Here is a 21,872-nt window from a genome sequence, read left to right as displayed (position 1 = left end):
ACTCGTGATTTATGCTGCAAATAATTCATGCAGTAATGCATCATCTCGTATCAGCGTATAGCTTTAGGTAATATGTGCCAAATTTTGCCGAATCTGGAGAGTTGCAATGCGTGGTGATTTCTACAAACAGTTAACCAATGACCTGGATACCGCGCGCGCGGAAGGGTTGTTTAAAGAAGAACGGATTATTACTTCGGCGCAGCAGGCGGATATCACCGTCGGCGGAAGCCAGGTGATTAACTTCTGCGCCAATAACTATCTCGGCCTCGCGAACCACCCGGAACTGATTGCCGCCGCGAAAAGCGGCATGGATAGCCACGGCTTCGGTATGGCCTCCGTGCGTTTTATCTGCGGGACCCAGGACAGCCATAAAGCGCTTGAGAAGAAGCTGGCCGATTTTCTCGGTATGGAAGATGCGATTCTCTACTCCTCCTGCTTTGATGCTAACGGCGGCCTGTTTGAAACCCTGCTCGGCGCGGAAGATGCGATTATCTCCGATGCCCTGAACCACGCGTCGATCATCGACGGCGTGCGCCTGTGTAAAGCGAAGCGCTTCCGCTACGCCAACAACGATATGGTGGAGCTGGAAGCCCGTCTGAAAGAGGCGCGCGACGCCGGCGCGCGTCACGTGCTGATCGCCACCGACGGCGTGTTCTCAATGGACGGGGTGATCGCCAACCTGAAGGGCGTTTGCGATCTGGCGGACAAATACGACGCGCTGGTGATGGTTGATGATTCTCACGCCGTGGGTTTTGTGGGTGAAAACGGCCGCGGTTCCCATGAGTACTGCGACGTGATGGGCCGCGTCGATATTATCACCGGTACGTTGGGTAAAGCGCTGGGCGGCGCGTCAGGCGGCTATACCGCCGCGCGTAAAGAAGTTGTCGAGTGGCTGCGCCAGCGCTCGCGTCCGTATCTGTTCTCCAACTCGCTGGCGCCAGCGATCGTCGCGGCTTCCATCAAAGTGCTGGAAATGGTGGAAGCGGGCAGCGAACTGCGCGATCGCCTGTGGTCTAACGCCCGTCTGTTCCGTGAAAAAATGACCGCGGCAGGGTTTATCCTCGCGGGCGCCGATCACGCCATTATCCCGGTGATGCTCGGTGAGGCCACCGTGGCGCAGGAATTTGCGCGCGAGCTGCAAAAAGAAGGGATTTACGTCACTGGATTCTTCTATCCGGTGGTACCAAAAGGCCAGGCGCGTATTCGTACCCAGATGTCTGCGGCGCATACCCCTGAACAAATTGAACGTGCGGTGGAAGCCTTTACCCGCATCGGTAAACAACTGGGCGTCATTGCCTGAGGGTGTGAGATGAAAGCGTTATCCAAACTGAAGGCGGAAGAAGGCATCTGGATGACCGACGTGCCGGAACCGGAAGTCGGCCATAACGATTTGCTGATTAAAATTCGCAAGACCGCGATTTGCGGTACCGACGTGCACATCTACAACTGGGATGAGTGGTCGCAAAAGACCATTCCGGTGCCGATGGTGGTGGGCCATGAATACGTCGGCGAAGTGGTGGGCATCGGTCAGGAGGTTCGCGGCTTTAAGCTTGGCGATCGCGTTTCCGGCGAAGGGCATATCACCTGCGGCCACTGCCGTAACTGTCGCGCCGGGCGTACGCACCTGTGCCGCAATACCACGGGCGTCGGCGTCAACCGTCCGGGCTGCTTTGCCGAATATCTGGTGATCCCGGCGTTTAACGCTTTTAAAATTCCGGACAATATCTCCGACGATCTGGCGTCGATTTTCGACCCGTTTGGCAACGCCGTGCATACCGCGCTTTCATTCGATCTCGTCGGCGAGGACGTGCTGGTTTCCGGCGCTGGCCCGATCGGCGTGATGGCCGCCGCGGTAGCGAAACACGTTGGTGCGCGCAACGTCGTGATTACCGACGTTAATGAATATCGTCTGGAGCTGGCGCGCAAAATGGGCGTCACCCGGGCGGTAAACGTTTCTAAAGAGAACCTTAACGATGTGATGGCCGAACTGGGCATGACCGAAGGTTTCGACGTGGGTCTGGAGATGTCCGGCGCGCCGCCGGCGTTTCGCACCATGCTCGATACCATAAACCACGGCGGGCGCATCGCCATGCTGGGGATTCCGCCGTCGGATATGTCTATCGACTGGACCAAGGTGATTTTCAAGGGGCTGTTTATCAAAGGGATTTATGGTCGCGAAATGTTCGAAACCTGGTACAAGATGGCCGCGCTCATCCAGTCCGGTCTCGATCTGTCGCCGATCATCACTCACCGCTTTGGTATCGATGATTTCCAGCAGGGCTTTGACGCGATGCGTTCCGGTCAGTCTGGCAAAGTCATTCTCAGCTGGGATTAATTCCCGCTAGTTTGCATTTTAAAAAAGCGCCTGCGGGCGCTTTTTTGAGAGTTGTCCTACATTTTTATAATACTTAATCCACTCCGCACTTTTTCTAAATCGCTTTCTCGCCTATTCGTTTATACAGTCAGTTTAACCATGGTTTAACCCTACAAAGATTATGATTAAACTTTCTGTATGCTTATTGACCTGTAATTCATCCCGCTTATTACGGGAGGTATTACCACCTTTGCTTAAGGTGGCCGATGAATTTATCGTCATCGACTCAGGCAGCACGGACGCCACGCTGCAGATTTGCCAACAGTTCGGCCTCACCGTTCACTATCATGCTTATACCACTCACGGCACGCAGATGAACTACGCGACCTCCCTCGCCAGCCACGACTGGGTGCTGTGTATGGACAGCGATGAGATCCTTGATGACGAGGTGGCGGCGGCTATTCTGGCGCTGAAGGCGGGGGATGAGCCCGATCCAACCTGCGCATGGCGTCTGCCGCGCTACTGGTTCGTGCTGGGTGAAGAGGTGCGAACTATTTATCCGGTATCCTCGCCAGATTTCCCGGTTCGTTTGTATAACCGTTCTGTCGCCCGGTTCAACGAGCGTCCGGTAGACGATCAGGTTGTCGGTTTTACGCACTCGGCCAGGCTACCGGGATTCGTGCGCCACGACACCTTCTACTCCCTGCATGAAGTGTTTAACAAGCTCAATAGCTACACCACGCGGCTGGTTAAATATCAGAAGATCAGGCCGTCTCTTGCACGCGGAGCGATCAGCGCGATTGGCGCTTTCTTTAAGTGGTATCTGTTTAGCGGAGCGTGGCGAAAGGGCAAGGTCGGCGTGGTCACCGGGCTTTACGCGACCTTTTACAGCTTTCTTAAATACTTTAAAGCCTGGTATGCCCATCAGGACAAGGCGGAATCCGCTGCGGATAAGCACACGGATTCCCGGACGATTTAGTTGGTGGGCTGATCCCAGCCCTGCCACTTCAGCTGATAATACTGCAGCAGCGTACTCTGGGCGATGCTTTCGCTCAGAATGGTAAAGAAGCGGCTGGCGTTGACCGGCTCCGGCGGACGCTTAGATTTGCACTGCTTCACGCCCCGGAATGGATTGCGCGGCGGCTTAACCGGCGGCGCGGCATTCGGCGTGGAGGTATCCACCTGCGGCTCGTTGAGCAGGCTGCTCGGACGCACCAGAGTGATATCCGGCGGCAGGTTATACACCATCTGCTGCAGCACGCGCACCGTCGTCGGGTGCGGGTGGCCGATAGCAATGGCGGAACCGTTGCGCCGCGCCAAAGCGATAGCGCGGTTGAACTGATAGCGGATATCCGCTTCGTTTTGGGTATCGTCGAGGAAAACCTTACGCTTAATCACCTTCACGCCGGTGCCCTGCGCCGCGCGCATGGCCTGGGTATTGCCGATGGTGACGCTATCGAGGAAGTAGAGATTGTAGCGCTCGAGCGCCTGCATCACCTTCTGCATGCCGAAGAGGTTTGACGTCATCGCGCTGCCCATATGGTTATTCAGCCCCACGGCGTACGGGACCTTGCCGTAGGCTTCGCGGATGATGCGCTCTATCTCGCTGCTGTTCATATCCGGACGGAGGGTATCTTTTTCCAGCGGCTGTTTGCTGAGCGGCGCCATCGGCAGGTGGATGAGCACCTCGTGGCCGAGATTATGCGCTTTGATCGCCATTTCGCGGGCGTGGGGCGCATTAGGGAGTACGGCAACGGAGATCGTCGCCGGCAGCGCCAGCACCTGATTTTCCGTTTGTGGACGATAGCCAAAGTCGTCGATAACAATGGAGAGTTTGCCGGCAAATACCGGCGACGCCATAACCAGCGTACCGGTTACCGCGAGTGCGATTCTGCGAAATTGAAGCAAAACTTATCTTCCCAACCACGGCTGTGGATTGACCGCCTGACCCTGGCGGCGAATTTCGAAATAGAGCGACGGACGGCCCTGACCGCCGCTGCTGCCTACGAGAGCGATCGGCTGGCCCGCCCGGACCTGAGTGCCGACGCTGACCAGCGCGCTTTGGTTATAGCCGTAAAGACTCATGTCGCCTTTGCCGTGTTCAACGACCACCACCAGGCCATAGCCCTGCAGCCAGTCGGCGAGAATAACCCGACCATCGGCAACGGCTTTGACCTCGGTGCCTTCAGACGCAGCGATAACCATCCCCTTCCAACGTAGCTCACCCTGCAGCTGTTCGCCATAACGATGGAGAATTGAGCCGCGAACCGGCCAGAATGCCTGGCCGCGCGGTGAGCCAAGCCCGCCGGTGCGGGACATCAGCGAGCGTTCGCTTTCGGTAGGTTTGTAGGTGGTGCCTTTACGCGAGGCTTCCTGCTGGCGATCGCGCACATCCTGCGCTTCGCGGGCTTCGCGATCCGCCCGCGCTTTGGCCGCCGCCGCCGCCTGGGCGATACGACCGCGCAGGCGCGATTCGTTAGCCCGCATTTCGCTGAGCTGCTGCTGACCTTGCTGAATGGAGGATTCCAGGCTGGCGAGGGTCTTTTTACGCTCGTTGCGCGCCTGCTCCAGCTTGCTCTGCTGGGCGCGCTGTTCGTAAACCAGGGTTTGCTGCTGGCTCTGTTTCTCTTCCAGCATGCTTTTTTGCACCGCTACGTCTTCGCGGGTCTTCTTAAGCTCGGCAATGGTTTCCTGGCGCGCCTGGTTCAGATAGCCGAAGTAGGCCTGCATGCGCTGGTTACGCTGCCCCTCTTCGCCGCTAAGGATCATCTGGATGCCGGTATGCGGCCCCTGACGAAACGCGGCATCGAGCTGCGCGGAAAGATTACGCTCCTGCGAGGCGCGCTGACGCTCCAGCTTCGCAAGGGCGGCGTTCATTTCATCGATCTGCTTATTTAGCTGATTCAGCGTTTCCTGGGTTTCACGCAGCTTGCGCGCGGCGGCGGAGATGGCCTCCTCCTGCGCTTTAAGCTGCGCGACCAGGGAAGCGCGCTGCTGCTGCTGCTGCTTAATCGCCCTCTGTTTAGCGGCGATATCGGCCTGAATGGATTTAAGCTGGTCGCGGTCGTCGGCGTGAGCAGATGCGGCGCACAGCAATACGCCAGCGCTAAGCGCGCTGGCGTAAAGGACGGATCGAACTGCCGTTGCGATCCATGTAGTTGAATAAGTCGCCTTTCCCCTCATGGGGAAGGATTATTCCACGATGAACAGCGGCTTGCCAGTCATCTCTTGCGGGATTTCCATTCCCATCAGCGTCAGCATGGTCGGCGCGATGTCGGAAAGTTTGCCGCCGTTAACCGCTTTGACGTTTTTATCGCCAACGTAAATCAGCGGAACCGGCAGGTTGGTGTGCGCGGTGTGTGCCTGACCGGTGGCCGGGTCGCGCATCTGCTCGGCGTTGCCGTGGTCTGCGGTGATCAGCAGCTGTCCGCCAACGGATTCAACGGCTTTGCTAACCTGGTCGATGCAGTGATCCAGCGCTTCCACCGCTTTAACGGCGGCTTCCATCACCCCGGTATGACCAACCATATCGCCGTTCGGGTAGTTACAGATAATGGTGTCGAACTGACCGCCCTTGATGGCGGCAACCAGTTTTTCGGTCAGCTCGGCGGAGCTCATTTCCGGCTGCAGATCGTAGGTCGCGACCTTCGGCGAGTTGATCAGAATGCGCTCTTCGCCTTTGAACGGCTCTTCAACGCCGCCGTTGAAGAAGAAGGTGACGTGAGCGTATTTTTCGGTTTCGGAGATGCGCAGCTGGGTTTTGTCGTTCTTCGCCATCCATTCGCCGAAAGTATTGGTCAGAGACGCCGGCGGATAAGCACAGGCGACTTTAATGTCGGCGGCGTATTCGGTCAGCATGATGAAATCGAGATTCACCACTTTCTTACGGGCGAAGCCGTCGAAATCGGCGTTAACGAAGGCGCGGGTAATTTCGCGGGCGCGGTCGGCGCGGAAGTTCATGAAAATCAGCGCATCGCCGTCTTCCATCGCCGCATCGGCCTGGCCTGCGGCGCGAATAACGGTCGCTTTCACAAACTCATCGTTCTCATCGCGCGCATAAGCGGCCTGCAGGCCCGCAACGGCGGTATCGGCCTGGAACTCGCCTTTTGCCAGGGTCATCAGATCGTAAGCCTGCTCAACGCGATCCCAACGGTTGTCGCGGTCCATGGCGTAATAGCGGCCAATGATCGAGGCGACGCGGCCTTTGCCCAGTGCGGCAAATTTGTCTTCGAATTTCGCCAGCGTTTTTTCAGCGCTGCGCGGCGGGGTATCGCGGCCGTCAAGGAAGGCGTGCAGATAGATTTTATCCGCGCCGCGCTCGGCTGCCAGTTCAACCATCGCCATGATGTGATCTTCGTGGCTGTGGACGCCGCCCGGCGACATCAGGCCCATGATATGCACGGCTTTGCCCGCGGCGACGGCTTTATCGACCGCGCCGGTCAGTACCGGGTTGGCGAAGAAGGTGCGTTCTTTGATTTCAACGTCCAGGCGGGTCAGATCCTGGTACACGATGCGGCCCGCGCCGAGGTTGACGTGGCCCACTTCAGAGTTGCCCATTTGACGATCCGGCAGACCGACTTCCAGGCCTGAAGCATCGATCAGAGTGTGCGGACGTTTCGCCCACAGTGCGTCCATAACAGGGGTTTTGGCGCTATAAATAGCGTTATCCTGCTGGTCTTCACGGTAGCCATAGCCATCCAGAATCACCAGTACCATAGGTTTTTTAGAAACCGACATTGCGACAACCTCATGCTCAAAGACAGAAAATTTGCGTAATTTTACTACAGCTGAATCGATCAAATCACCGTAAAAGATCAAAGAAAGAGGGCGGCCAGAGCGCATCGCTGCGGCGAGAGCGGTTTTTTTTCGTGACGGGCCGCAGAAAATACATTACATCGCGCTCACTGGCTGTATTTGCCGCAATGCACAGGTATACTCCTTCCCTGGTTTTTTTATCACTTAGTCGGGAGTTGTAACCCCCCATGCAAGAAATTATGCAATTCATCAGCCGTCACCCCGTCCTGAGCATCGCGTGGGTCGCGCTGCTGGTGGCAGTGCTGTTCACCACCTTTAAAGGGCTGATGTCGAAAGTTAAAGTCATTACCCGTGGTGAAGCGACGCGCCTGATCAACAAAGAAGATGCCGTGGTTGTCGACCTGCGTCAGCGTGACGATTTCCGTAAAGGCCACATTGCGGGTTCTATTAACCTGCTGCCGAGCGATATCAAAGCAAATAACGTCGGCGAGTTGGAAAAGCACAAAGCACAACCCATTATAGTAGTAGACGGCTCAGGTATGCAGGCGCAAGAACCCGCCAGCGCGCTGAACAAAGCCGGCTTTGAAAAGGTCTTCGTACTGAAAGAGGGCATCGCTGGCTGGAGCGGCGAGAACCTTCCGCTGGTACGCGGTAAATAATTTACCCGCGTCTTTATGGCGTAGCGCGGTTTCCCCTGCGGCAGCTATTCGCCAGCGGGAAAACAGCGACTGCGGCGTGAAACTCTCGGGGGTAAAAACAGGAGTGAAGTCATGGCCAATATTGATATCTATACCAAAGCGACCTGCCCGTTCTGCGTACGTGCAAAAGCGCTGCTGAACAGCAAGGGCGTGACGTTCAACGAGTTGCCTATCGATGGCGATGCTGCGAAGCGTGAAGAGATGATTCAGCGCAGCGGTCGGACGACGGTTCCGCAGATTTTTATTGATGCGCAGCACATTGGCGGCTGTGACGACTTGTATGCGCTTGATTCACGTGGTGGACTCGATCCCCTCCTGCGCTAATTTTTGCGCTCATCCCCATTGGACGGGCGTACTTAAGGACAACACGAAAGGGTTTTACTATGTCAGAACAAAACAGCACCGAAATGACTTTCCAGATTCAGCGCATCTACACCAAAGATATCTCTTTTGAAGCGCCGAACGCGCCGCAAGTTTTCCAGAAAGATTGGCAGCCGGAAGTTAAACTTGATCTGGATACGGCTTCCAGCCAGCTGGCTGAAGGCGTGTATGAAGTGGTGCTGCGCGTAACCGTAACCGCCTCTCTGGGCGAAGAAACCGCATTCCTGTGTGAAGTACAGCAGGGCGGCATTTTCTCCATCGAAGGCATCGACGGTACCCAGATGGCGCACTGCCTCGGCGCATACTGCCCGAACATTCTGTTCCCGTACGCGCGCGAGTGCATCACCAGCCTGGTTTCTCGCGGTACCTTCCCGCAACTGAACCTTGCGCCAGTGAACTTTGATGCGCTGTTTATGAACTATCTGCAGCAGCAGGCTGGCGAAGGTGCTGAACAACATCAGGATGCCTGATGAACGCGCTTAACGCTGCAATGACTGTGATCGGTGCCGGCTCTTACGGCACCGCTCTTGCCATCACCCTGGCAAGAAATGGCCACGAGGTTGTCCTCTGGGGCCATGACCCGAAACATATCGCGACGCTGCAGAACGATCGCTGCAACGCTGCGTTCCTTCCCGATGTTCCATTCCCGGATACGCTGCACCTTGAGAGCGACCTGGCAACGGCGCTTGCCGCCAGCCGCGATATTCTCGTGGTGGTGCCCAGTCACGTCTTCGGGCAGGTTCTGCGCCAGATTAAGCCGCTGATGCGCCCCGACGCGCGTCTGGTATGGGCGACAAAAGGTCTGGAAGCCGAAACCGGACGCCTGCTGCAGGACGTGGCGCGTGAAGCGCTGGGCGAGGCTATTCCGCTGGCGGTGATTTCCGGCCCAACCTTCGCCAAAGAGCTGGCGGCAGGCCTGCCGACCGCGATCTCGCTGGCGTCTACGGACCCGCAGTTCGCTGACGATTTGCAAAGCCTGCTGCACTGCGGCAAGAGCTTCCGCGTCTATATCAACCCGGACTTTATCGGCGTGCAGCTCGGCGGCGCGGTGAAAAACGTCATCGCTATCGGCGCTGGCATGTCTGACGGCATCGGCTTTGGCGCCAACGCGCGTACCGCGCTGATTACCCGCGGGCTGGTTGAGATGTCCCGCCTCGGGGAGGCGCTGGGTGCCGATCCGGAGACCTTTATGGGGATGGCGGGCTTAGGCGATCTGGTACTGACCTGCACCGATAACCAGTCGCGTAACCGCCGCTTCGGCATGATGCTCGGTCAGGGCATGGACGTGCAAAGCGCGCAGGAGAAGATTGGCCAGGTGGTTGAAGGCTACCGCAATACCAAAGAGGTTCGCGTTCTCGCGCAGCGTTTAGGCGTCGAAATGCCAATAACCGAGGAAATTTATCAGGTATTGTATTGCGGAAAAATTGCGCGCGAGGCAGCATTGACCTTATTAGGTCGTGCACGCAAGGACGAGCGTAGCAACTAACTGCGATGGAACCTGGATCACCTGAATGACCCGGCCAGCAAAGAACTGGCCGGTCATTATTATATCGTCTGGAGTCAGCAATGCCGTGTGAAGAACTGGATATCGTCTGGAATAATATTAAAGCTGAAGCTCGGGCTTTAGCTGACTGTGAGCCAATGCTCGCCAGTTTTTACCACGCCACGCTACTCAAGCACGAAAATCTCGGCAGCGCCCTGAGCTATATGCTGGCTAACAAGCTCGCCTCTCCGATCATGCCCGCCATCGCGATTCGTGAAGTGGTGGAAGAGGCCTACGCCGCCGACCCGGAAATGATCGCCTCCGCCGCCTGCGATATTCAGGCGGTGCGTACCCGCGACCCGGCGGTGGACAAATATTCGACGCCGCTGCTCTATCTGAAAGGGTTCCACGCGCTGCAGGCCTATCGTATCGGCCACTGGCTGTGGAATCAGGGGCGTCGGGCGCTGGCAATCTTCCTGCAGAATCAAGTGTCCGTATCGTTCCAGGTGGATATCCACCCGGCGGCGAAGATTGGTCGCGGGATCATGCTGGACCACGCCACCGGCATTGTGGTCGGCGAAACGGCGGTGATTGAAGACGATGTGTCGATTCTGCAATCCGTGACCCTTGGCGGTACCGGTAAAACCAGCGGCGATCGTCATCCGAAAATTCGCGAAGGCGTGATGATTGGCGCCGGGGCGAAGATCCTCGGCAATATCGAAGTCGGACGCGGGGCTAAAATCGGCGCGGGTTCGGTGGTGCTACAGCCGGTGCCGCCGCATACCACCGCCGCAGGCGTTCCCGCCCGCATCGTGGGTAAGCCGGAGAGCGATAAGCCCGCGATGGATATGGATCAGCACTTTAACGGCATACACCATACCTTCGAGTACGGCGACGGTATCTGATTGATTTCCCGGAGGCGATGCTGCGCATCTATCCGGGCTACAAAACCGAGCGCTGTCTGGTAGCCCGGACAGGCGCTACGCGCCGCCATCCGGGAAGAGCGCAGGCTAGCTGCGCAGTACCGCGCCGGGATATCCCAGCTGGCGCCAGGCTTCATACACCACCACCGACACCGCGTTCGACAGGTTCATGCTGCGGCTGTCCGGCATCATTGGAATACGAATTTTTTGCTCTGGCGGCAGGGCATCGAGAATGCAGGCTGGCAGGCCGCGGGTTTCCGGGCCAAACAGCAGAAAATCGCCATCCTGATAGCTCACCGCGCTATGCGCCGGGGTACCTTTGGTGGTCAGGGCGAACAGACGCTGCGGCTTTGCGCTTTCAATAAAAGCGGCGTAATCACGATGGCGCTGGACGGCGGCGAACTCATGGTAATCCAGCCCGGCGCGGCGAAGACGCTTGTCGTCCCAGGCAAAACCCATGGGTTCGATAATATGCAGATTGAAGCCGGTGTTAGCGCACAGGCGGATGATATTCCCGGTATTTGGCGGGATTTCTGGTTCGAATAAGACGATGTTCAGCATACTGCCCCCTTAATTGCGGGGGGCAGAATAGCAGATATTTGGTCAACCCTCACCCCGCCTGCCGGACGGCTCCCTCTCCCTGGGGAAGAGGGGGTCACTGCCGGGTTTCCTGCTGCGATCGTATCAAAGGTCCGTAGCGCATCGGCGTTCTGGACTAAAGATTCACGGCTGATTTCGCCGATGGTTTTCGCGCCGGTCAGCGTCATCGCCACCTTCATCTCTTTCTCGATCAGGTTCAGCAGATTGGCGACCCCCTGCTTGCCGTGGGTGGCGAGCGCATACAGATAAGCGCGGCCCAGCAGCACGCTGTCGGCGCCGAGGGCGATCATACGTACGACATCGAGACCGTTGCGGATGCCGCTATCGGCGAGGATGGTAATGTCGCCTTTAACCGCATCGGCAATCGCGGGCAGGGCGCGGGCGGAAGAGAGCACGCCATCAAGCTGGCGGCCGCCGTGGTTGGAAACCACGATCCCGTCAGCGCCGAAGCGCACCGCGTCGCGGGCGTCTTCCGGATCGAGGATCCCCTTGATCACCATCGGGCCATCCCAGAAATCGCGGATCCACTCAAGGTCTTTCCAGGAAATCGATGGATCGAAGTTATTCGCCAGCCAGCCGATGTAATCTTCCAGGCCGGTCGGTTTGCCGAGGTAGGCGGAGATATTGCCCAAATCGTGCGGCCGACCGTTTAATCCGACGTCCCATGCCCACTGCGGATGGGTCACCGCCTGCCAGTAGCGGCGCATTGCCGCATTCGGGCCGCTCATCCCGGAGTGAGCGTCGCGATAGCGCGCGCCGGGGGTCGGCATATCGACGGTAAAGACCAGCGTTGAACAGCCCGCCGCCTTCGCCCGCTCCAGCGCATTGCGCATAAAACCGCGGTCGCGCAGGACGTACAGCTGGAACCACATCGGGCGCTTAATGGTCGGGGCGACCTCTTCAATCGGGCAGACGGAAACGGTAGAGAGGGTGAATGGAATGCCTTTCTCATCCGCCGCGCCTGCCGCCTGCACTTCACCGCGGCGCGCGTACATTCCGCACAGCCCAACCGGCGCCAGCGCCGTCGGCATCGCCAGCTTCTCGTTGAATAAGGTGGTTTCCAGGCTCAGGTCTGACATATTGCGCAGAATACGCTGGCGGAGCGCGACGTCGGAGAGGTCTTCAACGTTGCGACGCAGGGTGTGCTCGGCGTAAGCGCCGCCGTCGATATAGTGGAACAGGAACGGTGGCAGGATACGCTGTGCGGCGGCGCGGTAGTCGCTGGCGGCGGAAATAATCATCACAAGTTCTCCCTGGTATTTTCGTTATGGTCACCGGGCAGGCGGGTAATTCGCGCCTGGCGGGCCTGGTCTTCATCAAAACGTTTGATCGTGGCGTGAACGAAGGCCAAATGGGCCATCATCGCCTGTCTGGCGCCTTCCGGGTCACCGGCGATAATCGCCTCCATGACCGCCTGGTGCTGTTCGGTCAGGCGAGCGAATACCGGCGGGACGAGATACATCCGCTGGCGGCTCTCCTTGACTGAGGACTGTAAGAGGTCGAAAAAACCGCGCATGGTTTGCAGCAGCACTACGTTGTGCGAGGCTTCGGCAATCGCCAGGTGGAAGCGGACGTCGGCCTGCGAAGCCAGGTCAGGGTCTTCGCTTTGAGTGGCTTCAAAGCAGAGGCGGATTTTCTCTTTTTCGGCATCGGTTGCCCGCATCGCCGCATGCCAGGCGGTACTGGCTTCAATGGCGTGACGGGCTTCAAGGATATCAAAACTGTAATCGGGGTCGTCGGAGAGCAGCGTCTTCAGCGGCTGGACGATGTTTTGCTCCGACCACGCTTCATGCTGCCAGCGCACGAAGGTGCCGCCGCCGCGACGGCTGAGCAGCACGCCTTCGTTGACTAACATCGCCAGCGCTTCGCGCAGCGAATTGCGCGATACGCCCAGCTGCGCCGCCAGCTGACGTTCGGCGGGCAATCGCATGCCCGCCTCCAGCTTTTGTTCTTCAATCAGCGCCCGCACGCGACGGGCTACATCGTCGGCAAGGCGTTTTGGCATCACTATCACGGGATCATCCAGGTTAAGACGTAGGCCTGCAGGGTAGTGATCACGCCGACCATGCAGGTGAAAATCAGACTATGTTTCACGGTAAAGCGGAACAGGTCCGACTCTTTCCCCACCAGACCGACCGCCGCACAGGCGATGGCGATAGACTGCGGGGAGATCATTTTCCCGGTCACGCCGCCGGTGGTGTTGGCGGCGACCAGCAGGATATCGGAGACGCCAATCTGCTGGGCCGCCGTCGCCTGCAGCGCGGCAAACAGCGCGTTCGACGAGGTATCCGAACCGGTCAGGAATACCCCCAGCCAGCCGAGGAACGGCGAGAAGAAGGTAAACGCGTGCCCGGTATGCGCCAGCGCAAGGGCCAGCGTTGAGGAGAGACCGGAATAGTTAGAAATAAAGGCGAACGCCAGCACCATGCCGATGGAGTAAATCGGCAGCGCCAGTTCTTTCAGCATGCTGCCGAAGGTTGAGATCGCGTCCTTCGGCTTCATGCGCAGCCAGACGATGGAAAGCAGCGCGGCGAACAGGATGGCGGTGCCGGTGGCGGAGAGCCAGTCAAACTTATAGACCGCGGCGTAAGGCGTCGCTTCGTTGACCACCGGCGGCATGCGGGCCACCATTTTGTCGAGGAACGGCACGGAAATATTAATCACAAAATCGTACATCGCGCCGCCCGGGGCGAACAGCGCTTTGAACGGCGGCACGCTCCACAGGGTCACGGTTGCGGTCAGAAACAGGAACGGCGACCAGGCGCGAATCACCTGTCCCGGCGTGTAGCGGGTGCGCGCCAGGTTCATATCGACCTGCGATGCGCCCATATCGCCGAAGCGGAAGATGCGAACCGGCTGCCAGCGTTTGAGGAACAGCGTCAGGCAGACCAGCGATACCAGTGAAGAGATAATGTCCGGCAGCTCCGGGCCGAGGAAGTTAGAGCTGAGGTACTGAGCGATAGCAAAAGAGCCGCCGGCGACCATAACCGCAGGCCAGGTCTCTTTAATGCCGCGCCAGCCGTCCATAATTGCCATGATCCAGAACAGCACGATGATGGTCAGGAACGGCAGCTGGCGGCCAACCATCTGGCCGATTTCGAAGCTGTCGAGGCCCGTCACCTGTCCGGCGACCAGAATGGGAATGCCCATCGCGCCAAACGCGACCGGCGCGGTGTTGACGATCAGGCACAGACCCGCCGCATACAGCGGGTTAAAGCCGAGACCCACCAGCAGCGCCGCGGTAATGGCGACCGGCGCGCCAAAACCCGCAGCCCCTTCGAGGAACGCGCCGAAGGAGAAACCGACGATCAGCATTTGCAGACGCTGGTCCGGGGTAATCGACAAAATCGATGAGCGGATAATGTCGAACTGCCCGGTTTTCACCGAGATTTTATAGACGAAGACCGCGGCGATAATAATCCACGCGATTGGCCACAGGCCGTAGAAGAAGCCGTAGACGACGGAGGCCAGCGCGTGGTCGACCGGCATTTTGTAGAACAGCAGGGCGACGGAGAGCGCAATGACCACGGTCCAGGTCGCGGCGACGTACCCTTTCAGCTTGAGCTTAATCAGGGCAAAGAAGAAAAACAGAATCGGTAGCGATGCGATAAGACTCGATAGCCAGATATTGCCGGCCGGATCGTAATTTTGTTGCCAGAGGTTCATGCAGGTCTCCATCGGGCCGTCATGATGGCGTGCTGAGTCTTACGCTCTTAGCAGGTCACATCATTTGTAAAATTGGCCCAGCCAAATTGCGATTGTAGGATTAACGACAACGAATGGTTAATCAAATGTTATTGATGAGCAATATGTCTGTGACGAAAAATGATGGATATGTGAACCATTGGGCGATTTAAGAAATAATTGGTAGGGCCAATTAGCGGGAATATGGCGTTTGAAACAGAGCCTGTCCCGGAGGCGATGCTGGCGCATCTGTCCGGGCTACCGGCCCGCAGGTGGCGGTGAACCCGTAGCCCGGGCAAGGCGCGTCAAGCGCCGCCCCCGGGGACGACAGGATTAGAAAGCGGTTTTGGCGAAGCCGGTCATCTCTTTGAGGCCCATTTCGCGGCCCAGCGCGGTCATCGGGTGAACAACAACCAGACCGCGCACGCTTTTCTTGAGCTTGCCCATATCGGCCTGCTCTTTTTTGGTGATGGCGCGGCGATGCGGCATGTCCATCAGCTTTTGCGCTTCTTTGCTCAGCTTCTGGCCCTGAACCTCACGCAGGCGGATGATTTCTGCCTCAATGGTGGTTTTCTCTTTTTCCAGTTCGGCGTATTTTTCTGCGGCTTCAACCAGGGAGAGATCGGCCTGCTGGTGGCGGATGGCGTCAAGGCGATCGCTCAGACGTTTAATTTCGTTTTTTTCGACTTCTTTCATGATGGCTTAATCTATTAAGAAAGGGGCATTATCAGACTATAGTATGTGCTGTCGCTTGGGTTGTGGGTAGTTATTTATCAAAACGTCGCCGTTTTTTGGTCATAACAGCCGTAGCGGCATATTATAACTTGTTGAACATAAAAATCATTTTAAGCCAGAGTTGGCGAATATTCATTTCTGTGAAGCCTGTCGGTCATTAAGCACGTTTTCCTCATCTGAAACCCTGTTTTTGGCTAATCCTTAATAAGATCATTCCCGAGCAGAGGAGAGCGTGATGGCGAAAATCGGCGACGGCGTACCGCGTATTATTGACAAGGCCGTAGATTTTATGGCTTCAAGTCAGGCTTTTATGGAATATCTGAAAAAATCTCCGCGTTTGCAGCATATACCGCCGGATATTCCGGCTGATAAGGAAGCGCTATTTCTGCGGCGTCTTGAGTATTATCGTCAGCTTTATCGGCCGACGTGCGACCAGCAAGAGCCAGAATCAGAGCGTTGATTTTTGAAAGGCTTTTTTTAAGCTGATTTTAGAAATCAGCTCGGTCAGAGATAGCATCATCGTTGAACGTACGACCTGCTGGTAGCGCAGCTTTTGCATTGCCAGCAGGTCCGCATCGCTCTCATCAAATAGCGGCGTTGGCGGCAGAGCGGCCACGCAGTGCAGTTCGCCAAACGGCCCAAGGATCTCATCGTCGGTAAAGCTGTACTCATTACCGTCGTGGTTCAGCTCTTCGCGCAGGGCCATCAGCAGTTCAGCGTCTTCATATTCGGCGCGGCTAATCACCCCAAGGCCGTAAATCAGCTTCAGGCGTACAGAAAGGTCGCCAAGCGGCCCGTCGCCGTCCAGCAACGGCTCCACTGCGTATTTCACCGCGTAGTCGTCTTTACGGAATACCTGAAGCACCAGAATATTGACCGCTTCCGTCAGCAGTTCAACGGTGGCGATCAGGAAGCTTCTTACGGTTTTGCCAGCATTCAGACGTTCAAGCACACGGTTTTCAAATGCCTGTGTTTCTTCCATTATTGCCTGCATATCTGACATGAGTAATGGGCGCGGTTCGGACCGCGCCAGGTCTTGCCTCATTTGGTGGCGCTGTAGTCGTTAACGGCCTCCGCCACCACTTCGCTTGCCGCGTCCAGACCCGAAATCTGCGCCAGCGCCGCCTGCGGGCCTTTCTCGGCAATCAGCGCCGCCAGTTCCTGCGCCTGCGGGTCCTCTTCGCTGCGGAAATGCATCGCCGCGGCGATCCCTTTCACCAGATTCCGGTGCGGCAGGCCATATTCCAGCGTACCGAGCAGCGGCTTAATTAAGCGATCCCCCGCGCTCAGTTTGCGCAGCGGCTGGCGGCCAACGCGCTCAACGTCATCTTTCAGATACGGGTTCTCAAAACGACCAATAATTTTCTGGATGTATGCAGCGTGCTTTTGCGCATCAAAGGCATAGCGTTTGATCAGCACCGCGCCGCTCTCTTCCATCGCCCCTTTGACCACGGCGCGAATATTCTCATCAAGAATCGCGTCGCGAATCGTCTGGTGACCCGCCAGTTTTCCGAGGTAGGCGGTTATAGCATGTCCGGTGTTTAAGGTGAATAGCTTACGTTCGACAAATGCCATCAGGTTATCGGTTAATTCCATACCCGGGATGTCCGGCAGCTCGCCTTTGAACTGGGTCTTGTCGACAATCCACTCGCTGAAGGTTTCCACGGTGACTTCCAGCGGATCGTGAGTGGCGGAAGCGGACGGCGGAACGATGCGGTCAACGGCGGAATCAACGAAGCCGACGTTGGTTTCAACCCAGGCTTTATCCTCTTCGGCCAGGGCGTTAAAAACGTGGCCCTTAAGCTGGCTGGTGCCGCGAACCATATTCTCGCAGGCGATGATATTCAGCGGGGCCGTAACGCCCTGCGCCTTGCGTTTAGCCAGGCCTTTGGCAATCGCCGGGGCGATGCGCTCCAGCACGACCGGGCCGACGGCGGTGGTCACCAGATCCACGCTGGCAATCAGCTCTACAACTTCGTCGCCGATGCTGCTGACGGCGTCAACGCCGGAAACGGTATCGACCTGCTCGTTCTCGCCGACCACGTGAACCTGATAGCTATGACGGGCATTCAGGGCATCAAGCACGACCTGATTTACATCCGCAAACGTCAGCTGTATCCCCGCGTCCGCCAGCAGTTTGCCGATAAAGCCACGACCGATATTACCTGCGCCAAAATGTAATGCTTTCATAGAATTAACCTTCAATTAATGTTTTTACCTGAGAGGGCTGGGGTGAGGCTTTTCCCTCACCCAAACCCTCTCCCCATGACTCAGGAGAGAGGGGGGGGCGTTTCCCGGCGTACCGCCGGGAGACAAATTACCCTTTCAGCAGCGTCAGAACTTCATCAACGCTGGTGGTTTTCGTCAGACGCTCAATCACCGACTCATCGTCCAGCGCGTTAGTCAGGCTGGTAATGACCTGAATATGCTCGTTATTACGAGCCGCGATACCGATAACCAGGCGAGCCACCTCGTCCTCTTCTTCGCCGAAGCGCACGCCTTCCGGATACTGGCAGAAGACGATGCCGGTTTTCAGGACGCGATCTTTGGCTTCAATAGTGCCGTGCGGTACCGCGATGGACTCACCCAGATAGGTGGAGGTCAGCTTTTCACGGTCCAGCATCGCCTGGACGTATTCCGGCTCAACGTAGCCGCCTTTCACCAGCTGCTCGCCGGCAAACAGAATCGCTTCTTCTTTGGTCGCCGCTTTACGGCCGAGGAAGATGTTCTCCGCGCCGAGTTTGAACAGGTTGGTGTCAGCCGCGTCGAAGCTGTCTTTCAGGCTATCGCGGACTTTCTCTTCGTTGTCAGTATGGCGCTGCGCCGCCACCAGACGTTCGGTCAAGCTGGTGTACAGGCCGCTGTCGAGGAAGTTGGTTAGCGAAATATGCTGTGCCTGCGGCACCTGACGCATCGCGCGCTCGGTCAGATCGCGATGGGTGATGACCAGGTCCACATCCGGCGGCAGGTTGTTAATTGCACAGTTAGTCACGGAGATGTTGCTCAGCCCGGCATCCTGCACTTTTTTACGCAGCACGCCTGCGCCCATGGCGCTGGAGCCCATACCGGCGTCGCAGGCGACGATGATTTTACGCACGTGGCTCAGGTCGTTCGCGACATCGCCAGCGGCCAGCGGAGTCGCGCCGCCTTTGGATTCGGCTTTCATATCGTGCATGCGACGGGTCGCGGCTTCGATATCATCTTCTTCTTTCACTTTGCTGGTTTTCAGCAGAACCGCTGCGACCACGAAGGAAACGGCCATCGCGGCGACAATCGCGGCGATGTTAGCGAAGTAGGCGCCCTTCGGCGTCATTGCCAGCACGGCCAGGATGGAGCCCGGAGAAGCCGGAGAGACCAGACCACCGTTGAGGATGGTCAGCGTGAACACGCCGGTCATCCCGCCGAGGATAACGGCCAGAATCAGGCGCGGGTTCATCAGCACGTACGGGAAGTAAATCTCGTGGATACCGCCGAGGAAGTGGATGATTGCCGCACCGCCCGCGGACTGTTTGGCGCTGCCGCGGCCGAAGAACATATACGCCAGCAGGACGCCCATCCCCGGACCCGGGTTAGCTTCGATCAGGAAGAAGATGGATTTGCCCAGCTCGTGGGATTGCTGAATACCCAGCGGCGAGAAAATACCGTGGTTAATGGCGTTGTTGAGGAACAGGATTTTCGCCGGTTCAACAAAGATAGACGCCAGCGGCAGCATCTCGTGTGCCACCATGAAGTTAACGCCTGCGGCCAAAATTTTCGACAGGATTTCAACCGCCGGGCCAATGCCGAGGAACGCCAGAATGGCGAGGATCATACCGATGATGCCTGCGGAGAAGTTATTCACCAGCATCTCAAAACCGGATTTAATCTTACCGTCTACCCAGACGTCGAATTTTTTAATTGCCCAGCCGCCCAGCGGGCCGGCGATCATGGAGCCGAGGAACATCGGCATATCCGCGCCGACGATAACGCCCATGGTGGTAATCGCGCCGACTACGCCGCCGCGCTCGCCGCCAACCAGCTTACCGCCGGTATAACCGATCAGCAGCGGCAGCAGATAGGTGATCATCGGACCAACCAGCTTCGCCAGCGTTTCGTTCGGTAACCATCCTGTCGGAATGAATAGAGCGGTGATAATACCCCACGCGATAAACGCGCCGATATTTGGCATCACCATATTGCTGAGGAAACGACCAAAGCTTTGCACTTTGATCTTGATATCGGATGACATAAAACACCCCTTCTTCTGTTTTTGCTATCGGCAGGCTGAAAGCCCGAGGCTTGTTGTTAATAAGGCGGCAGAGGTAGCCGGGCCCTGAGTGATAGTGCGAAATCTGGCACTGAATCGTTAAGCTGTCTAGTCGATGGATTTTTATGTGATACAGATCACATGAATATAGGGCAATGATGGTCTTTTGTGGTGATCTTCATCACAAAATAGGTGTGTAAAAAAACAACAGACCGGGTTTTTAGGGGGGGTTATGCATTTTTATATGATGAAGATCACAAATTTACTTTGGCATTTTGTTATTTGTTTGTGATGTATATCACAAAATATTTTCACCCGGATTTAACCTGGTGTGATCTCGCGCAGGTTATGCCGCGTTCCGCTTGCCGATGCGTCATTCAGCAACGCGATCTGCTCAAGAACATTTTAGTCGTCAATGGCGAAAATGAAACGGGTGAATTATGCTCAGTTTGTCGGCCATTTTTTTATCCGGCCCGACACACATCTTAAAAATAATTAGCGTAAATCCGAGGAAATTATGTTTCTCAATTATTTTGCGCTCGGCGTTCTGATCTTTGTATTTCTGGTGATTTTTTATGGAATCATCATTCTCCATGATATTCCTTACCTGATCGCGAAGAAACGTAATCACCCGCATGCCGATGCGATTCACGTCGCAGGCTGGGTGAGTCTTTTTACGCTGCACGTCATCTGGCCGTTTTTATGGATCTGGGCCACGCTTTATCGGCCTGAACGCGGCTGGGGCATGCAGCACGGGCGGGATGGGGCGCCGTCTGAGGCGGCGGAAGAGGAGGGCGAAATCAGCGAACTGCGCCAGCGGGTTATCGCGCTCGAGCAGCAAATAACCGGTCTTCGACTGTCAGCTCAACCTCCTTCGGTGGAGAAATAACTCATGGATCTACTGATTATTTTGACCTATGTGGCGATTGCCTGGTCGATATTTAAAATATTTAAGATCCCGGTAAATAAATGGACGGTTCCCACCGCGGCGCTGGGTGGCGTATTTATTGTTAGCGCGCTTATCTTATTAATGAACTACAACCACCCATATACCTTTACCGCGCAAAAAGCGGTTATTTCTATTCCTATTACGCCGCAGGTCACCGGGGTGGTCAGCAGCGTCACGGATAAAGCCAATCAACGGGTTAAAAAGGGAGAGGTGCTGTTTACCATCGATCCGGCGCGTTATCAGGCCCGGGTGGACAGGCTACAGGCCGACCTTGTTACCGCGCTGCACAGTATTAATACCCTTAAAGCCCAGCTTTCTGAGGCTCAGGCCAATACCACCCGCGTTTCGGCGGAGCGCGATCGCCTGTATAAGGATTATCAGCGCTACCTGAAAGGAAGCCAGGCGCGGGTCAATCCGTTTTCGGAAAGCGATATCGATAATGCCCGGCAAAATTATCTGGCCCAGGATGCGATGGTGAAAGGGTCGGTCGCGGAGCAGGCGCAGATCCAGAGCCAGCTCGATAGCATAATAAACGGTGAGCAGTCGCAGGTGGTTAGCCTGCGCGCGCAGCTGGCGGAGGCGAAATATAACCTCGATCAGACGACCGTACGCGCGCCCAGCGACGGCTATATCACCCAGGTGTTAATTCGTCCTGGGACCTATGCCGCCTCGCTGCCGCTGCGTCCGGTGATGGTCTTTATCCCCCAGCAAAAACGGCTGATTGTGGCGCAGTTCCGGCAAAATTCGCTGCTCAGGCTGGAGAAGGGCGACGATGCCGAAGCGGTGTTCAACGCGCTGCCGGGCCAGGTCTTTCGCGGCAAGCTGGTGAGCATCCTGCCCGTCGTGCCGGGGGGAACGTACCAGGCGCAGGGCACGCTGCAGGCGTTGACGGTGACGCCGGGCACCGACGGCGTGCTGGCGACCATTGAGCTGGAGCCCGACGCCGCCGTAGATGCCCTGCCTGACGGTATTTACGCCCAGGTGGCAGTCTACTCCGATCATTTCACCCATGTTTCAGTGATGCGCAAGGTGCTGCTGCGGATGACCAGCTGGATGCACTATCTCTATCTGGACCATTAGCGGGGTCGGTCTGGCATGAGGTGA

At 56.9% G+C, this 21,872-nt stretch carries 22 protein-coding genes; 11 read left to right on the top strand and 11 right to left on the bottom strand.

Annotation, left to right across the window (positions count from 1 at the left end; genetic code table 11):
• Window positions 1–106 precede the first annotated feature (106 nt).
• From kbl to BWI76_RS27245, 3 genes are all read left to right on the top strand, one after another.
• A complete protein-coding gene (gene kbl, locus BWI76_RS27255) occupies window positions 107–1,300 on the top strand; it encodes a glycine C-acetyltransferase (RefSeq protein WP_024359723.1) in 1,194 nt (397 codons plus the stop codon).
• Window positions 1,301–1,309: 9 nt separating this feature from the next.
• The gene (tdh, locus tag BWI76_RS27250; protein ID WP_004137740.1) at window positions 1,310–2,335 is read left to right on the top strand and encodes an L-threonine 3-dehydrogenase; all 1,026 of its coding nucleotides are present in this window, start codon (window positions 1,310–1,312) and stop codon (window positions 2,333–2,335) included.
• A gap of 160 nt (window positions 2,336–2,495) precedes the next feature.
• A complete protein-coding gene (locus BWI76_RS27245) occupies window positions 2,496–3,293 on the top strand; it encodes a glycosyltransferase family 2 protein (protein ID WP_004137741.1) in 798 nt (265 codons plus the stop codon).
• Here the strand turns inward: BWI76_RS27245 and BWI76_RS27240 are convergent.
• Genes BWI76_RS27240 through gpmM form a run of 3 tightly spaced genes read right to left on the bottom strand, consistent with a single transcriptional unit; the run spans window position 3,290 to window position 7,051 of the window.
• Window positions 3,290–4,222: a divergent polysaccharide deacetylase family protein gene (locus BWI76_RS27240; RefSeq protein WP_049089294.1), complete on the bottom strand. Its 933-nt coding sequence runs from the start codon at window positions 4,220–4,222 to the stop codon at window positions 3,290–3,292. The genes BWI76_RS27245 and BWI76_RS27240 overlap by 4 nt on opposite strands.
• A 3-nt stretch (window positions 4,223–4,225) precedes the next feature.
• The gene (gene envC, locus BWI76_RS27235) at window positions 4,226–5,497 is read right to left on the bottom strand and encodes a murein hydrolase activator EnvC (RefSeq protein WP_049086978.1); all 1,272 of its coding nucleotides are present in this window, start codon (window positions 5,495–5,497) and stop codon (window positions 4,226–4,228) included.
• A gap of 9 nt (window positions 5,498–5,506) precedes the next feature.
• Window positions 5,507–7,051: a 2,3-bisphosphoglycerate-independent phosphoglycerate mutase gene (gene gpmM, locus BWI76_RS27230; RefSeq protein WP_024359727.1), complete on the bottom strand. Its 1,545-nt coding sequence runs from the start codon at window positions 7,049–7,051 to the stop codon at window positions 5,507–5,509.
• A gap of 245 nt (window positions 7,052–7,296) precedes the next feature.
• Between gpmM and BWI76_RS27225 the strand changes: the two genes are divergently transcribed.
• From BWI76_RS27225 to cysE, 5 genes are all read left to right on the top strand, one after another.
• Window positions 7,297–7,728, top strand: a complete 432-nt coding sequence (locus BWI76_RS27225) for a rhodanese-like domain-containing protein (RefSeq protein ID WP_004126582.1) — start codon at window positions 7,297–7,299, stop codon at window positions 7,726–7,728.
• Between the two features lie 111 nt (window positions 7,729–7,839).
• The gene (gene grxC / locus BWI76_RS27220; RefSeq protein WP_004106850.1) at window positions 7,840–8,091 is read left to right on the top strand and encodes a glutaredoxin 3; all 252 of its coding nucleotides are present in this window, start codon (window positions 7,840–7,842) and stop codon (window positions 8,089–8,091) included.
• A 59-nt stretch (window positions 8,092–8,150) separates the two neighbouring features.
• Complete coding sequence (secB, locus tag BWI76_RS27215; protein ID WP_004106849.1) at window positions 8,151–8,618, top strand: protein-export chaperone SecB; 468 nt, start codon at window positions 8,151–8,153, stop codon at window positions 8,616–8,618.
• The gene (gpsA, locus tag BWI76_RS27210) at window positions 8,618–9,634 is read left to right on the top strand and encodes an NAD(P)H-dependent glycerol-3-phosphate dehydrogenase (protein WP_024359728.1); all 1,017 of its coding nucleotides are present in this window, start codon (window positions 8,618–8,620) and stop codon (window positions 9,632–9,634) included. Before secB ends, gpsA begins: the two co-directional genes overlap by 1 nt.
• Window positions 9,635–9,714: 80 nt before the next feature.
• On the top strand, window positions 9,715–10,536 hold the full coding sequence (gene cysE / locus BWI76_RS27205) for a serine O-acetyltransferase (RefSeq protein WP_004106845.1): 822 nt from the start codon (window positions 9,715–9,717) through the stop codon (window positions 10,534–10,536).
• A 105-nt stretch (window positions 10,537–10,641) separates the two neighbouring features.
• Here the strand turns inward: cysE and trmL are convergent, their stop codons facing one another.
• From trmL to BWI76_RS27180, 5 genes are all read right to left on the bottom strand, one after another.
• Window positions 10,642–11,115, bottom strand: coding sequence for a tRNA (uridine(34)/cytosine(34)/5-carboxymethylaminomethyluridine(34)-2'-O)-methyltransferase TrmL (trmL, locus tag BWI76_RS27200; RefSeq protein ID WP_004137752.1), 474 nt, complete (start codon window positions 11,113–11,115; stop codon window positions 10,642–10,644).
• Window positions 11,109–12,395 (bottom strand): FMN-dependent L-lactate dehydrogenase LldD, encoded by a 1,287-nt coding sequence (gene lldD / locus BWI76_RS27195; RefSeq protein ID WP_004137753.1) that lies wholly within the window; start codon window positions 12,393–12,395, stop codon window positions 11,109–11,111. The genes trmL and lldD overlap by 7 nt, the downstream gene beginning before the upstream one ends.
• Window positions 12,395–13,168: a transcriptional regulator LldR gene (gene lldR / locus BWI76_RS27190; RefSeq protein ID WP_004137755.1), complete on the bottom strand. Its 774-nt coding sequence runs from the start codon at window positions 13,166–13,168 to the stop codon at window positions 12,395–12,397. Before lldR ends, lldD begins: the two co-directional genes overlap by 1 nt.
• The gene (gene lldP, locus BWI76_RS27185; protein WP_004137756.1) at window positions 13,165–14,820 is read right to left on the bottom strand and encodes an L-lactate permease; all 1,656 of its coding nucleotides are present in this window, start codon (window positions 14,818–14,820) and stop codon (window positions 13,165–13,167) included. The genes lldR and lldP overlap by 4 nt, the downstream gene beginning before the upstream one ends.
• A gap of 351 nt (window positions 14,821–15,171) precedes the next feature.
• Complete coding sequence (locus BWI76_RS27180; protein ID WP_004137762.1) at window positions 15,172–15,534, bottom strand: YibL family ribosome-associated protein; 363 nt, start codon at window positions 15,532–15,534, stop codon at window positions 15,172–15,174.
• A 274-nt stretch (window positions 15,535–15,808) separates the two neighbouring features.
• Between BWI76_RS27180 and BWI76_RS27175 the strand changes: the two genes are divergently transcribed.
• Complete coding sequence (locus BWI76_RS27175) at window positions 15,809–16,033, top strand: hypothetical protein (protein WP_004126554.1); 225 nt, start codon at window positions 15,809–15,811, stop codon at window positions 16,031–16,033.
• On the opposite strand, the gene mtlR is transcribed toward BWI76_RS27175, so the two are convergent.
• From mtlR to mtlA, 3 genes are all read right to left on the bottom strand, one after another.
• Complete coding sequence (gene mtlR / locus BWI76_RS27170) at window positions 16,022–16,618, bottom strand: mannitol operon repressor MtlR (protein WP_004137764.1); 597 nt, start codon at window positions 16,616–16,618, stop codon at window positions 16,022–16,024. The genes BWI76_RS27175 and mtlR overlap by 12 nt on opposite strands.
• Window positions 16,615–17,763: a mannitol-1-phosphate 5-dehydrogenase gene (mtlD, locus tag BWI76_RS27165; RefSeq protein ID WP_049086982.1), complete on the bottom strand. Its 1,149-nt coding sequence runs from the start codon at window positions 17,761–17,763 to the stop codon at window positions 16,615–16,617. Before mtlD ends, mtlR begins: the two co-directional genes overlap by 4 nt.
• Window positions 17,764–17,890: 127 nt before the next feature.
• Window positions 17,891–19,801, bottom strand: a complete 1,911-nt coding sequence (mtlA, locus tag BWI76_RS27160; protein ID WP_004137768.1) for a PTS mannitol transporter subunit IICBA — start codon at window positions 19,799–19,801, stop codon at window positions 17,891–17,893.
• 535 nt (window positions 19,802–20,336) lie between these two features.
• Here mtlA and BWI76_RS27155 point away from each other — a divergent pair.
• Together BWI76_RS27155 and BWI76_RS27150 are read left to right on the top strand one after the other, a co-directional pair.
• A complete protein-coding gene (locus tag BWI76_RS27155; protein WP_004137769.1) occupies window positions 20,337–20,708 on the top strand; it encodes a DUF3302 domain-containing protein in 372 nt (123 codons plus the stop codon).
• A 3-nt stretch (window positions 20,709–20,711) separates the two neighbouring features.
• The gene (locus tag BWI76_RS27150) at window positions 20,712–21,848 is read left to right on the top strand and encodes an HlyD family secretion protein (RefSeq protein ID WP_004137771.1); all 1,137 of its coding nucleotides are present in this window, start codon (window positions 20,712–20,714) and stop codon (window positions 21,846–21,848) included.
• The last annotated feature ends 24 nt before the right edge of the window (window positions 21,849–21,872 follow it).

The organism is Klebsiella sp. M5al, assembly GCF_002090195.1.
GTDB lineage: Bacteria > Pseudomonadota > Gammaproteobacteria > Enterobacterales > Enterobacteriaceae > Klebsiella > Klebsiella grimontii.
Note: the sequence above shows the minus strand (reverse complement) of the source record. Positions and strands in the feature narration are given on the sequence as shown.

Bases quoted from the DNA above. Each gene is read 5' to 3' on its own strand.
- lldP (WP_004137756.1), bottom strand. From the start codon at position 14,820: ATGAACCTCTGGCAACAAAATTACGATCCGGCCGGCAATATCTGGCTA.
- envC (WP_049086978.1), bottom strand. From the start codon at position 5,497: ATGAGGGGAAAGGCGACTTATTCAACTACATGGATCGCAACGGCAGTT.
- gpmM (WP_024359727.1), bottom strand. From the start codon at position 7,051: ATGTCGGTTTCTAAAAAACCTATGGTACTGGTGATTCTGGATGGCTAT.
- mtlD (WP_049086982.1), bottom strand. From the start codon at position 17,763: ATGAAAGCATTACATTTTGGCGCAGGTAATATCGGTCGTGGCTTTATC.
- cysE (WP_004106845.1), top strand. From the start codon at position 9,715: ATGCCGTGTGAAGAACTGGATATCGTCTGGAATAATATTAAAGCTGAA.
- grxC (WP_004106850.1), top strand. From the start codon at position 7,840: ATGGCCAATATTGATATCTATACCAAAGCGACCTGCCCGTTCTGCGTA.
- kbl (WP_024359723.1), top strand. From the start codon at position 107: ATGCGTGGTGATTTCTACAAACAGTTAACCAATGACCTGGATACCGCG.
- secB (WP_004106849.1), top strand. From the start codon at position 8,151: ATGTCAGAACAAAACAGCACCGAAATGACTTTCCAGATTCAGCGCATC.
- BWI76_RS27155 (WP_004137769.1), top strand. From the start codon at position 20,337: ATGTTTCTCAATTATTTTGCGCTCGGCGTTCTGATCTTTGTATTTCTG.
- tdh (WP_004137740.1), top strand. From the start codon at position 1,310: ATGAAAGCGTTATCCAAACTGAAGGCGGAAGAAGGCATCTGGATGACC.
- mtlR (WP_004137764.1), bottom strand. From the start codon at position 16,618: ATGAGGCAAGACCTGGCGCGGTCCGAACCGCGCCCATTACTCATGTCA.
- BWI76_RS27225 (WP_004126582.1), top strand. From the start codon at position 7,297: ATGCAAGAAATTATGCAATTCATCAGCCGTCACCCCGTCCTGAGCATC.
- BWI76_RS27180 (WP_004137762.1), bottom strand. From the start codon at position 15,534: ATGAAAGAAGTCGAAAAAAACGAAATTAAACGTCTGAGCGATCGCCTT.
- mtlA (WP_004137768.1), bottom strand. From the start codon at position 19,801: ATGTCATCCGATATCAAGATCAAAGTGCAAAGCTTTGGTCGTTTCCTC.
- BWI76_RS27175 (WP_004126554.1), top strand. From the start codon at position 15,809: ATGGCGAAAATCGGCGACGGCGTACCGCGTATTATTGACAAGGCCGTA.
- trmL (WP_004137752.1), bottom strand. From the start codon at position 11,115: ATGCTGAACATCGTCTTATTCGAACCAGAAATCCCGCCAAATACCGGG.
- BWI76_RS27150 (WP_004137771.1), top strand. From the start codon at position 20,712: ATGGATCTACTGATTATTTTGACCTATGTGGCGATTGCCTGGTCGATA.
- BWI76_RS27245 (WP_004137741.1), top strand. From the start codon at position 2,496: ATGATTAAACTTTCTGTATGCTTATTGACCTGTAATTCATCCCGCTTA.
- gpsA (WP_024359728.1), top strand. From the start codon at position 8,618: ATGAACGCGCTTAACGCTGCAATGACTGTGATCGGTGCCGGCTCTTAC.
- lldD (WP_004137753.1), bottom strand. From the start codon at position 12,395: ATGATTATTTCCGCCGCCAGCGACTACCGCGCCGCCGCACAGCGTATC.